This is a genomic window from Blautia hominis (assembly GCA_002270465.1).
GTDB lineage: Bacteria > Bacillota > Clostridia > Lachnospirales > Lachnospiraceae > Blautia > Blautia hominis.
In genome coordinates, this window is sequence record NQOF01000003.1 from 703,007 (window position 1) to 715,490 (window position 12,484).

Annotated in this window: 10 protein-coding genes; all 10 read left to right on the forward strand. The window is 49.3% G+C overall.

All coding sequences use genetic code 11. The features are described 5' to 3' along the window. The first annotated feature begins 463 nt into the window (after positions 1-463). From CI595_RS13610 to rpe, 10 genes are read left to right on the forward strand one after another with little or no spacing between them, the layout of a single operon-like run. On the forward strand, positions 464-1,927 hold the full coding sequence (locus CI595_RS13610; protein ID WP_095173969.1) for a UDP-N-acetylmuramoyl-L-alanyl-D-glutamate--2,6-diaminopimelate ligase: 1,464 nt from the start codon (positions 464-466) through the stop codon (positions 1,925-1,927). Between the two features lie 26 nt (positions 1,928-1,953). Next, positions 1,954-4,179, forward strand: a complete 2,226-nt coding sequence (gene priA / locus CI595_RS13615; protein ID WP_095173971.1) for a replication restart helicase PriA — start codon at positions 1,954-1,956, stop codon at positions 4,177-4,179. Positions 4,180-4,197: 18 nt separating this feature from the next. Further along, the gene (gene def, locus CI595_RS13620) at positions 4,198-4,677 is read left to right on the forward strand and encodes a peptide deformylase (RefSeq protein WP_095173973.1); all 480 of its coding nucleotides are present in this window, start codon (positions 4,198-4,200) and stop codon (positions 4,675-4,677) included. After that, on the forward strand, positions 4,674-5,609 hold the full coding sequence (gene fmt / locus CI595_RS13625; RefSeq protein ID WP_095173975.1) for a methionyl-tRNA formyltransferase: 936 nt from the start codon (positions 4,674-4,676) through the stop codon (positions 5,607-5,609). Before def ends, fmt begins: the two co-directional genes overlap by 4 nt. Positions 5,610-5,621: 12 nt before the next feature. Next, positions 5,622-6,974 (forward strand): 16S rRNA (cytosine(967)-C(5))-methyltransferase RsmB, encoded by a 1,353-nt coding sequence (gene rsmB, locus CI595_RS13630; protein WP_095173978.1) that lies wholly within the window; start codon positions 5,622-5,624, stop codon positions 6,972-6,974. Between the two features lies 1 nt (position 6,975). Continuing rightward, on the forward strand, positions 6,976-8,019 hold the full coding sequence (gene rlmN / locus CI595_RS13635) for a dual-specificity RNA methyltransferase RlmN (protein ID WP_095173980.1): 1,044 nt from the start codon (positions 6,976-6,978) through the stop codon (positions 8,017-8,019). A gap of 17 nt (positions 8,020-8,036) precedes the next feature. Then, the gene (locus tag CI595_RS13640; protein WP_095173984.1) at positions 8,037-8,783 is read left to right on the forward strand and encodes a Stp1/IreP family PP2C-type Ser/Thr phosphatase; all 747 of its coding nucleotides are present in this window, start codon (positions 8,037-8,039) and stop codon (positions 8,781-8,783) included. Beyond that, a complete protein-coding gene (gene pknB, locus CI595_RS13645) occupies positions 8,777-10,906 on the forward strand; it encodes a Stk1 family PASTA domain-containing Ser/Thr kinase (RefSeq protein ID WP_095173987.1) in 2,130 nt (709 codons plus the stop codon). Before CI595_RS13640 ends, pknB begins: the two co-directional genes overlap by 7 nt. Then, a complete protein-coding gene (rsgA, locus tag CI595_RS13650; protein WP_095173989.1) occupies positions 10,906-11,784 on the forward strand; it encodes a ribosome small subunit-dependent GTPase A in 879 nt (292 codons plus the stop codon). Before pknB ends, rsgA begins: the two co-directional genes overlap by 1 nt. A 2-nt stretch (positions 11,785-11,786) precedes the next feature. After that, positions 11,787-12,458 carry a ribulose-phosphate 3-epimerase gene (rpe, locus tag CI595_RS13655; RefSeq protein ID WP_095173992.1) on the forward strand — a complete coding sequence of 224 codons (672 nt, stop codon included), beginning with the start codon at positions 11,787-11,789 and terminating at the stop codon, positions 12,456-12,458. The last annotated feature ends 26 nt before the right edge of the window (positions 12,459-12,484 follow it).

Below are 12,484 nucleotides of genomic sequence, written 5' to 3' on the forward strand. Positions count from 1 at the left end.
CCAGAGAAAACCAGGTATGAGGGGTGGGGCGTGTATCTTTGTGGCAGCGAGGTTAAGTGGAAGGTTCTGTGAGATCCACCAATTACGGAGACTTAGGCGTGAGCCCCACTGGGCGAACGTCTTAGCCGCAGTTATTGGTTAGCTCACAGGTTCTGGAACGTCGAGCGGCCACAAAGATACACGCCCTGCCCCTCATACCGTTCCTCCCGCCAACACCCTCCCCCACCCCCCTAATCCCCTCTTTTCCCACAAAACCCTTGCCACCCTCCCAACCCCTATGTTATTCTATATTCCAAAGGGCACCCCGGAATCCCCGGGAAACCCAACCGGTCCCGGCGGCAGCAAAACCCCGCTTCCGGATTTCATGAAAGGGGCAGATACCTGTTGTAGCTGCTTTTATGCATGATAAGCGCAGGAAATGCGCAGATCTGATCGAACAATTATGAAAGGGGACAGATTGAGAATGAGACTGACGGAACTTTTAAAAAACCTTGAATATAAATGTGAACAGGGCAGCCTGGACACAGACGTGAGGAGTGTAGTCTTTGATTCCCGGAAAGCGGAAAAGGACTCTCTTTTTATTTGCATCAAAGGCGCTGTATCTGACGGCCACAAATACGCACAGGAGGTTGTAGAAAAAGGTACCTCCGTCCTGGTAGTACAGGATGATGTGACAGTCCCGGAACAGGTGACTGTGATCAAAGTACCGGACAGCCGGTACGCCATGGCCTGCATCTCCGCAGCATGGTTTGGCCATCCGGCAGAGAAGATGAAAGTGATCGGTATCACAGGCACAAAAGGAAAGACCACTACCACCTACCTTGTAAAATCCATCCTGGAAAATGCGGGGCACAAAGTGGGATTAATCGGAACCATTGAGGCCATCATCGGCGATAAAGTCATACCGGCAGCCAACACAACTCCGGAATCCTACATCGTGCAGCAATACTTTGCCCAGATGGTGGAGGCCGGATGTGACAGCGTGGTCATGGAGGTTTCCTCCCAGGGTCTGATGCTCCACAGAACGGCAGGTTTTCTTTTTGATCTGGGCATTTTTACCAATATTGAGCCGGACCATATCGGTCCTAATGAACACAAAGATTTCGATGACTATATCCATTGTAAAGGAATGTTGTTCAAACAGTGCAGGGTGGGTATCGTGAACGCGGATGATGAGCATTTGGAAAACGTGCTGGAGGGTCATACCTGTGAACTGGAAACCTTTGGATTCAGTGAAAAGGCGGACCTGCGTGCGAAAGATCTGCATCTCGTCACAGGAAAAGGAACCCTGGGAATCGCCTATCAGGCGGAAGGTCTTATGGATTTTCCGGTGGAGATCGACCTTCCCGGCAAATTCAGTGTTTATAATTCCCTTACCGCGATTGCCATCTGCCGCCATTTTGGAGTCAGTGTAGAGAATATCCAAAAGGCACTGAAAGCTGCCAAGGTAAAAGGCAGGATCGAGATGGTAAAAGTCTCCGATGCGTTTACCCTTATGATTGATTACGCCCACAATGCCATGAGTCTGGAGAGCCTTTTGACCACCCTGCGGGAGTACCGGCCCACACGTCTTGTATGTCTGTTTGGATGCGGGGGGAACCGCTCCAAGCTCCGCCGTTATGAGATGGGGGAGGTATCGGGACGTCTGGCTGATCTGACCATCATAACCTCAGATAACCCAAGGAATGAAGAACCACAGGCGATCATAGATGATATTAAGATCGGGATCGGCAGGACAGAGGGTGAGTACGTGGAGATCGCAGACAGAAAAGAGGCCATTGCCTATGCCATTCATCACGGACAGCCGGGGGACATTATCGTGCTTGCCGGCAAAGGACACGAGGATTACCAGGAAATCAAAGGAAAGAAATATCCCATGGATGAGAGGGATTTGATCAGGGAGATCCTGGCTGAGCAGCCCTTATAGGGCCGGCCGGAATACGGAGTGGATAAATGAGCAGATTATATGCAGATATTATAGTGGATATCTCCCAGGAAAAGCTGGATCGGACGTTCCAGTATGAGATTCCAGAGCATCTGCAGGACCACATTCAGATAGGAACAAAAGTGAGAGTCCCTTTTGGAAACGGCAGCAGGGAGATTACAGGCTACGTGATTGATATTACGGGACAGCCAAAGGTGGAGGCTGCCAGGATGAAACAGATCCTTGGGCCTGAAAGCCAGGGCATTCCCATAGAATCCCGGCTGATCTCCCTGGCAGCATGGATCGCAAAAAACTATGGTTCCACCATGAACCAGGCCCTGAAAACAGTGCTTCCGGTAAAAGAAAAAAAGAAAAAACAGGAGAAAAGATTCCTTGTTTTAAAAGCCTCCAAAGAAAATGCGCAGCAGTTTCTCGAGGCGTGCGAGCAGAAACACTTTAAGGCCAAAGCCCGTCTTATGAGAGGCATTCTGGAACAGAGTCCCATGCCCTATGAGCAGGCGGTCAATGTGTGGAAAGCAGCCCCGTCTGTGATCCACGGCCTGGAAGAAAAGGGAATGATCCTTGTGGAGAGTGAACGGGTGTGGAGAAATCCTGTGCATACAGGACAGCGGGAGCGTATAAAAAAAGAGCTGAATACCTGCCAGCAGGAAGCTGTAAAAAAAATCCTGGAAGAATGGAACAAAGACACCCCCCGGCCCACACTGCTCTACGGCGTCACAGGCAGCGGTAAGACAGAAGTTTACATGGAACTGATCGAGACAGTCCTTGCAAAAGGCAGACAGGTCATTGTCCTCATACCGGAGATTGCCCTTACCTATCAGACTGTGGAGCGCTTCAGTCAGAGGTTCGGCCAGGGTGTCTCCTTCATGCATTCCCGTCTTTCTGCAGGAGAGCGTTTTGACCAGTTTGAGCTGACCAGAAAAGGTGAGATCTCCATTGTTGTGGGACCCCGCTCGGCCTTATTTACCCCTTTTCCCAACCTGGGACTGATCGTTATTGACGAGGAACATGAGTCTTCCTATAAAAGTGAGAAAACCCCCTGTTATCACGCCAGGGAGGTGGCGGTCAGGAGGGGACAGGTGGAGAATGCCCGCATTGTCATGGGTTCGGCCACACCGTCCCTGGAAAGCTATGAAAAGGGGATGAACGGTTCCTATCAGCTTTTGACTCTGGAGCGCAGATATGAGAACCGAGCGCTTCCCAAAGTGTACACCGTGGATTTGAAAGAGGAGCTGAAGGCAGGAAACCGTTCTATCTTCAGCACGCTTCTTCAGGAAAAGATCAAAGACAGGCTTGAGAAAAGGGAACAGGTTATTTTGTTTTTAAACCGCAGGGGATATACTGGCTTTGTAAGCTGCCGTTCCTGCGGGCATGTGATGAAATGTCCCCACTGCGATGTCTCGCTGACCTCCCACAGAAACGGAAAGTTAATCTGTCACTACTGCGGATATACCATCCCGGATGTGCAGAAGTGTCCCTCCTGCGGTTCTCCCTTTATCGGAGGATTCAAAGCGGGAACCCAGCAGATTGAGGAGATGGTGTACCGTCTGTTTCCACAGGCCAGGGTGTTAAGGATGGATGCGGACACTACAAGAAAGAAGGATGACCATGAGAAAATCCTGGCCGCTTTTGCAAGGAAAGAGGCGGATGTGCTGGTGGGTACCCAGATGATCATAAAAGGCCACGATTTTCCGGATGTGACACTGGTTGGAGTCCTGGCAGCTGACCTTTCCCTGAACGGGGAGGATTTCCGGGCAGGGGAGAGAACCTTCCAGATATTGACCCAGGCTGTAGGCCGTGCGGGAAGAGGAAAAAAGCCTGGGGAGGCGGTCATACAGACCTACCAGCCGGAACATTACAGCATCAGGGCATCCGCAGAGCAGGATTATCCCGGATTTTACAAGGAGGAGATCGCCTACCGGATGCTTATGGGATACCCTCCCGCAAGAGCTATGGCAGCTGTGCGGGGAGCCTGCGCGGATGAAAATCTTTTGTATCAGGGGCTCTCTTATTGTAAAAAATATATAGAGAAGATATATCCGGGAGAAGATCTGATCCTCATCGGGCCCGCGCCTGAGAGTGTGGCAAAGGTCCAGGATATGTATAAAATGGTGATTTATATGAGACATCAAAACCGCAGGACCCTGGTGCAGATCAAAGACTGTCTGGAGCGGTATATTGCGGTAAATAAAGGATTTGATAAAATGTTTATCCAGTTTGATTTTAATATATAAAAAGGAGAAAAAAGAAATATGGCACTGAGAAATATCAGAACACAAGGCGACAGTATCTTAACAAAAAAATGCAGAAAAGTGGAGGCTATGACACCGAAACTGAGAGAACTCATAGAGGATATGTTTGAGACCATGTATGATGCTTACGGGGTGGGTCTGGCGGCTCCCCAGGTCGGCGTGTTGAAACAGATCGTGGTGATCGACACCACAGGGGAGGACCCTCATGTGCTGATCAATCCTGAGATCCTTGAGACATCCGGTTCCCAGACCGGAGATGAGGGCTGTCTGAGCCTTCCGGGAATGTCAGGTACTGTGACACGTCCGAATTATGTGAAGGTAAAGGCCCTTAATGAGAATATGGAAGAATATGAGCTGGAGGGAACCGAGCTGCTGGCAAGGGCGATCTGCCACGAGACAGATCATCTCCAGGGAAAAATGTATACGGAACTGGTGGAAGGTGAGCTTCGCCGGAACAATTACGAGGAGGACGAAGAATGAGAGTAGTCTTTATGGGAACCCCGGATTTTGCCGTGGGTACGCTTGAATCCTTGATTGAGGCCGGTCATCAGGTGGCAGCTGTGGTGACACAGCCGGATAAACCAAAAGGCAGGGGAAAAAGTCTGACCATGACACCTGTGAAGGAGGCAGCGCTTGCACACCGGATTCCGGTGTATCAGCCGAAAAAAGTGCGGGAACCGGAATTTGTGGATAATCTCCGTGCCATTGCACCGGATGTGATCGTGGTGGCGGCTTTTGGGCAGATCATCTCAAAAGAGATCCTGGAGATGCCCAGGTATGGATGCATCAACGTCCATGCGTCTCTGCTCCCTGCCTATAGGGGGGCAGCACCGATCCAATGGGCTGTCATCAACGGCGACAGAGAAACAGGCGTCACGATCATGCGCATGAACGAAGGCCTGGACACAGGGGATATGATAGAGAAAGTGGTTGTTAAGCTGGATGAAAAAGAGACCGGCGGAAGCCTGTTTGACAAACTGAGCAAGGCAGGAGCTAAGCTTTGTGTAAAGGCTCTGGAAAAGCTGGAAAACGGTACGGCTGTGTTTGAAAAACAGCCGGAAAGCAGCACCACAGCCTATGCATCCATGATTGACAAAAAAATGGGTAAAATTAACTGGGGGCGCTCCGCAAAAGAGATTGAGCAGCTTATCCGGGGATTGGATCCATGGCCCAGCGCATACACGTCCATAAATGGTAAGAACCTGAAGCTGTGGGTGGCAGATGTGGTCTGTGGGGACGGTGACGGTGTTCCGGGAGAGATCCTGGAGGCCGGAAAAGAAGGGATCCTGGTAAAAACAGGGAAGGATCTTCTGTTAATACGGGAACTGCAGCTGGAAGGAAAGAAAAGAATAGACACCGCAGCCTTTCTGCGGGGATATACAGTAGATAAAGGATGGATCCTTGGGGAGTAAAGAGGAAAACAAATGACAGGCAGAGTGAATATAAGGGAGTTAATATTAGGAATACTATTGGAAATAAACAAAGAGGGGCAGTACAGCCACATTGCCATCCGCGGTACGCTGGACAAATACCAATATCTGGAGAAAACAGAGCGGGCATTCATCACCAGAGTTTGCGAAGGGACCCAGGAGAACCGGATACGGATTGACTATATTATCAATTACTTCTCAAAAGTGAAGGTGGAGAAGATGAAGCCGTTGATTCGGGAGCTGCTGCGCAGCAGTGTCTACCAGCTTATCTATATGGATAATGTGCCGGACAGCGCAGTCTGCAATGAGGCAGTTAAGCTTGCCAGAAAAAAAGGATTTTACAATCTGACAGGATTTGTGAACGGAGTTCTGAGAGGGATCGCAAGGGATCATAAAAAGATTCCCTTTCCCGGCAAAGAGCATAAAGTGGAGTACCTTTCCGTCACATATTCCATGCCTGTATGGCTGGTGGTCCGTTTTATGGACCAATTCGGGTTTGAAAATACAGAAAAAATGCTTCAGGCATTCATAGAAGAGCGCCCTGTGACAGTCCGTATCAAAGAGTATCTCACAGACAGAGAGCAGGTGATACAGAGCCTGATAAAAGAGGGCGTGAAGGTGGAAAAGGCACCATATGTGGACAATGCCTATTATCTTAGCGGTTATGATTATCTGCCTGCACTCACTGCATTCCGCATGGGAAATATGCAGGTACAGGATGTAAGTTCCATGCTTGCGGGGGAAGCGGCTGCGCCCGGGAAAGGCAGCTATGTCATTGACCTGTGTGCAGCGCCGGGAGGAAAGACCATCTGTGTGGCAGACAAAATGCAGGGAACCGGACTGGTGGATTCCAGGGATGTAAGCGAGAAGAAAACAGATCTGATCCGTGAAAATGTAGAACGCATGGGCATGGGAAATATCAGCGTCACAGTCCGTGACGCCACAGAATTTGACCATGAATCTGTGGAAAAAGCAGACCTTGTCCTGGCGGATGTACCCTGTTCCGGCCTGGGCGTCATGGGGAAAAAGACAGATATCAAGTATAAGATCACACCGGGTAAACAGGAAGAACTGGTGGAGCTTCAGCGGAAGATCCTGGAGCAGGCAGCTTGTTATGTAAAACCCGGGGGCGTGCTCTTATACAGTACCTGCACGGTGTGCAGGGAGGAGAATCTGGAAAACGTGCTCTGGTTTACAAGGGAATACCCATACAAATTGGAGAGTATTGACGATCTTCTCTGTGAGGAACTGAGAAGCGATACTACAAAACAAGGATATTTACAGCTTCTGCCGGGGGTCCACAAGTGCGACGGATTTTTCCTGGCAAGGCTTAGAAGGATAGAGTAAAATGGAACTTACAGATATAAAATCCCAGACCTTGGAGGAATTAAAAAAGACTGTGGAAGCCCTGGGGGAGAAGCCCTTCCGGGCAAAACAGCTCTATGAGTGGATGCACGTGAAGCTGGCGGAGAGCTATGAGGAGATGACAAACCTTCCCAAAACGTTCCGTGAGAAATTAAGAGGATCCTGTATCCTCACTACGCTCACTGCCCTGGAGGTACAGACTTCCCAAATAGACGGTACACAGAAATACCTTTTTGCCCTCCATGACGGCAATGTGGTGGAGAGTGTGCTCATGCGCTATAAGCATGGGAACAGTGTGTGTATTTCCTCCCAGGTGGGTTGTAAAATGGGATGCAGATTCTGTGCATCCACCATAGGCGGATGGAACAGGAATCTTACCCCTGCGGAGATGCTGGAACAGATATACCGTATACAGAAAAACAGTGGGGAGAGGGTATCCAATGTGGTGGTCATGGGAACCGGTGAACCGCTTGACAATTATGATACCCTGCTTCGCTTTATACATATGATAAGCGATGAAAATGGGCTTCATATCAGCCAGAGGAACCTTACGGTTTCCACTTGCGGAATTGTTCCGAAGATGGAAGCGCTGGCGGAGGAAAAGCTGCAGATCACATTGGCTTTATCCCTCCATGCATCCAGCCAGGAGAAGCGGGAAGCGCTTATGCCCATCGCCAAAAAATATACCATCACACAGGTCCTGGATGCCTGCAGGAATTACTATGAAAAAACAGGACGGCGCATTACATTTGAGTATGCCCTGGTAGGCGGGGAAAACGATTCCCAGGAGGATGCAAGGCGTCTGGCCCAGCTTATAAAAGGCCTGAACTGCCACGTAAATCTCATACCTGTAAATCCCATAAAAGAGCGTAGTTACGTGCGTTCGGATAAAAAAGTTATCGAGAATTTTCAAAATAAACTTGAAAAATACCAAATTAATGTTACTATTAGAAGAGAAATGGGCCGGGATATTGATGGGGCCTGTGGACAATTAAGAAAGAGTTATATCGATGTAACAATTCGATAAGAAAGAGGATTCGTAGGATGAAGTCATATTCTATCACGGATGTGGGACAGAAGCGGACAGTGAATCAGGATTTTGTATTCACGTCTGAGACCCCAGTGGGCAATCTGCCAAACCTCTTCGTAGTTGCGGACGGCATGGGCGGACACAAGGCAGGAGATTTCGCTTCCAGTTATGCGGTAGAGATTCTGCTCTCTACCATCCGGGAAGATGAGAACAGCAATCCGGTGAAGATCATACGGGCTGCGATCGAGAATGCCAACACCCAGCTTCTTAGGGAAGCATCGGACAATGAGGCTATGAGCGGTATGGGTACCACCATGGTGCTGGTGACCATTGTAGGACATTATGCATATGTGGCCAACGTGGGAGACAGCAGGCTGTATCTGATTGATGAAGATAAGATATCGCAGATTACCAAAGACCATTCTCTTGTGGAAGAGATGGTCCGCATGGGAGAGATATCCAGGGATGACGCAAGAAATCACCCGGATAAAAATATTATTACCAGGGCACTTGGAGCAGGAAGAGATGTGGATGTGGATTTCTTTGACATCCGTCTGACTCCGGGTGATATTTTGCTGTTATGCTCAGACGGGCTGTCAAACATGGTACCGGATGAGGATATCAGGCAGGTGATACTGACCAGCGAAACGCTGGAGGAGACGGGCTGCAGGCTTGTTTCCATGGCAAATGACAACGGAGGCAGAGATAATATAGCAGTAGTTCTGGTAGAACCAGAGACAAAAGAGGTGGAAGTATGTTAAATGTGGGAGTTATCGTAGGAGAGCGGTACGAGATTGCCGGCAGGGTAGGCTCCGGCGGTATGGCCGATGTCTATAAGGCAAAGGATCATAAATTAAACCGTTTTGTAGCCATGAAAGTTCTGAAGCCGGAATTCAGCGCTGACACGAACTTCATCAAAAAGTTTCAGAGGGAGGCGCAGGCCGCAGCAGGACTTGCCCATCCCAATATTGTAAATGTATTTGACGTTGGAGAGGACCAGGGGATTAACTACATTGTTATGGAACTGGTGGAAGGTATTACCTTAAAAGAATACATCTCCAAAAAAGGAAAGCTGACAGTAAAAGAGGCAACCAGCATTGCCATTCAGGTGGCCATGGGACTGGAAGCTGCACACAACAGAAATATTGTGCATAGGGATATTAAACCCCAGAACATCATTATTTCTACAGACGGCAAGGTGAAGGTGACGGATTTCGGTATTGCCAGAGCTGCGTCCTCCAACACCATCAGTACCAATGCTATGGGCTCTGTACACTACAGCTCACCGGAGCAGGTGCGCGGCGGCTACAGTGATTACAAGAGTGACATCTATTCCCTGGGTATCACCATGTATGAGATGGTGACAGGAAAGGTTCCCTTTGACGGGGATACCACAGTGGCCATTGCCATTAAGCATCTGCAGGATGAGATGCTTCCTCCCTCCGAGTTTGTGCCGGAGCTTCCCCACAGCCTGGAGGAGATCATTTTAAAATGTACACAGAAAAGTCCGGACAGACGTTACAGCACTCTGGCAGAGCTGATCAACGATTTAAAGCATTCCCTGATAGATCCAAACGGAAGCTTTGTCAACCTGGCCCCTCTGAGCAATCATGCGCAGACGGTAGTCATCTCACCGGATGAGATGAAGGAGATCAAGAACGCGGCGTATGCACCGTCCGGTTCCAGCTCCGGCCGTTACAGTGGTAACGATGAGGATGAAGATGACGATGATTACGGCTATGATGATGACGATGACGAGGATGACGACGAGGGTGATGATGACAACGGCAAAGGAATCAGTACAAAGCTGGAAAAAGCCATGACCATCGGCGGCCTGATCGTGGGTGCCATCATCATCTGTATCCTGGTATATTTTATTGTGTTTGCATCCGGCGGCCTGAAATTTGGCGGCAAAGATAAAGATAATGATAAAAAAGTTGAAAATACGACAGACCCTGATGATAAAGAGAGCAGTGAAAAAGTAGAAGTCCCGGACCTGACGAACAGTACACCGGACGAAGCCCGTACCGCGCTTAACAACCTGAAGCTGGGCTACAAAAAAGGCGGCGAGGAACCGTCTGACACTGTGGAGGCCGGAAAAATCGTCCGTCAGGAGACAGAGGCGGGAACAAAAGTGGACCCCCATACGGAAATCGTATGTTATATCAGTACAGGAACCCAGGAAGTGGAAATCCCTGACCTGGAGAACGAAACCCAGACATCCGCAGAGGCAACTTTAAAAGAGCTGGGTCTGCAGACGCAGATCAATAAGGCAAACAGCAGCTCCGTGAGCATTGGAAATGTGATTTCCACAGATCCGGCAGCAGGAACCTCCGTTAAGTCAGGCACCACAGTGACACTGACCATCAGTATCGGTGAAGGGGATACGGCTGCAAGAGTACCGGATGTGCGCGGATGGGCAGAAGCAGATGCAAAAGCAGCACTTTCTGACGCAGGTCTTGTGCCTGTGGTTCAGACCGGTTCAGACCAGTCTGTGGATGTAGGCGATGTATATGACCAGAGCGTGGCAGCCGGAACCAGAGTGGATGCCGGAACTACGGTTACCATTTATGTGAGAAGTGAAGATACGCCTACAGATACTACTAATAGTGGAGAGGGTACTTGGAAGGCAGTAGGTCAGGCTTTGGATAAGCCGCTAGGCTACGAGGGTGGTAAAGTTAAGATTGAGCTGGTTCAGGTTGATGACCAAGAAAATGTCTATTCCGGCGGGTCTATGGAAATAGATGATCCTCAGTTTCCATTGTCTATTAGTGACTTGACGGGACATCCGGGAATCACAACTGGTACAGTAGGCCTTTATTTTGGTGAAAACTATGAGAATAGTGTCATGTACGAGGATGTAATATTCCAGAAGGTAGATTAATGCAGGGAAAGATTATCAAAGGAATTTCCGGATTCTACTACATAAAAGTAGTAGGATCCGGAATTTATGAATGTAAGGCAAAAGGAATATTCCGAAAGGAAAAAATAAAACCCCTTGTGGGTGACAATGTGGAGATCGAGGTCCTGAGTGAAGAGGAAAAACTGGGAAATGTGGTAGATATCCTTCCCAGAAAGAATGAGTTGATCCGGCCTGCAGTGGCTAATGTGGATCAGGCGCTGGTCATATTTGCAGCCAGGGAGCCGAAACCCAATTTCTCTTTGCTGGACCGCTTTTTGGTTATTATGGAGCGTCAGGAGATCCCGGTGGTCATCTGTTTTAACAAGCAGGATCTGGCAGATGCCAAGGAAGCACAAAGAATGCAGGAGGTTTATACTTCCTGCGGCTATGAAGTCCTTCTCACAAGTGCATCCCAGGGAGACGGTATGGAGGAACTGCGTAGTATCCTGAGAGGAAAGACCACAACCGTAGCCGGGCCTTCCGGAGTGGGAAAATCTTCTCTGACAAACCTTCTGCAGCAGGAAGTGGTGATGGAGACCGGAGAGATCAGCAGGAAGCTGGGAAGAGGACGCCACACCACCAGACATTCCCAGATGATTGAAGTGGAGCCTGACACGTATCTTCTGGATACGCCGGGATTTACTTCTTTTTATGTGGAAGAAATGGACAAGGAAGATCTGCGCCACTATTTCAGGGAGTTTTTAAAGTACGAGGGAACCTGCCGTTTCCAGGGCTGTACCCATACCCATGAACCGGGATGCAGCGTGAAAACGGCACTTGAGGCGGGAGAAATCCCAAAAGAACGATATGAAAGCTATCTGGAGCTTTATCAGGAGCTTGCAGATAAGAGGAGGTATTGAGGATGAGATATGAACTATCACCCTCCATTCTGGCAGCAGATTTTGCATGTCTGGGGGAACAGATCAGCCAGGTGGAACAGGCCGGGGTCAATTGGCTTCATATTGATGTTATGGACGGAAATTTTGTACCCAGCATTTCCCTGGGGATGCCGGTCATCACATCTATCAGAAAGAAAAGCAGCATGTTTTTTGATGTACACCTGATGGTGCAGGACCCGGAGCGTTATATTGAGGATTTCAAAAAGGCGGGAGCGGATATGCTGACTGTACATGCAGAAGCCTGCCCTCATCTGGACAGAACCCTGCACTGTATCCGTGAGGCCGGTATGAAGGCCGGTGTTGCCCTGAATCCAGCCACGCCGCTTGTGATGATCGAGCAGGTGCTGGAGCTGGTGGATATGGTCCTTCTGATGACGGTAAATCCGGGATTCGGCGGTCAGAAATACATCCCTTATTCCGGGGACAAGATCAGAAGACTGAGAAAAATGCTGGATGAGAGAGGTCTTTCCGCCGATATTGAGGTGGACGGAGGCATTTCCACAAAGACCATTGACCAGGTTCTGGAGGCTGGTGCCAATATCCTGGTGGCCGGTTCCGCTGTCTTTGGCGGGGATATCGCTGCCAATGCCAATGTACTGATGATCAAAATAGAAGAATTCAGGAAACATCAGTGATAAATGCACGGAGTTAACCGTTTTGA

Excerpts from the sequence above, each read along its gene's own strand:
- fmt (WP_095173975.1), top strand. The coding sequence starts at position 4,674 with ATGAGAGTAGTCTTTATGGGAACCCCGGATTTTGCCGTGGGTACGCTT.
- pknB (WP_095173987.1), top strand. The coding sequence starts at position 8,777 with ATGTTAAATGTGGGAGTTATCGTAGGAGAGCGGTACGAGATTGCCGGC.
- rlmN (WP_095173980.1), top strand. The coding sequence starts at position 6,976 with ATGGAACTTACAGATATAAAATCCCAGACCTTGGAGGAATTAAAAAAG.
- priA (WP_095173971.1), top strand. The coding sequence starts at position 1,954 with ATGAGCAGATTATATGCAGATATTATAGTGGATATCTCCCAGGAAAAG.
- rsmB (WP_095173978.1), top strand. The coding sequence starts at position 5,622 with ATGACAGGCAGAGTGAATATAAGGGAGTTAATATTAGGAATACTATTG.
- rsgA (WP_095173989.1), top strand. The coding sequence starts at position 10,906 with ATGCAGGGAAAGATTATCAAAGGAATTTCCGGATTCTACTACATAAAA.
- def (WP_095173973.1), top strand. The coding sequence starts at position 4,198 with ATGGCACTGAGAAATATCAGAACACAAGGCGACAGTATCTTAACAAAA.
- CI595_RS13640 (WP_095173984.1), top strand. The coding sequence starts at position 8,037 with ATGAAGTCATATTCTATCACGGATGTGGGACAGAAGCGGACAGTGAAT.
- CI595_RS13610 (WP_095173969.1), top strand. The coding sequence starts at position 464 with ATGAGACTGACGGAACTTTTAAAAAACCTTGAATATAAATGTGAACAG.
- rpe (WP_095173992.1), top strand. The coding sequence starts at position 11,787 with ATGAGATATGAACTATCACCCTCCATTCTGGCAGCAGATTTTGCATGT.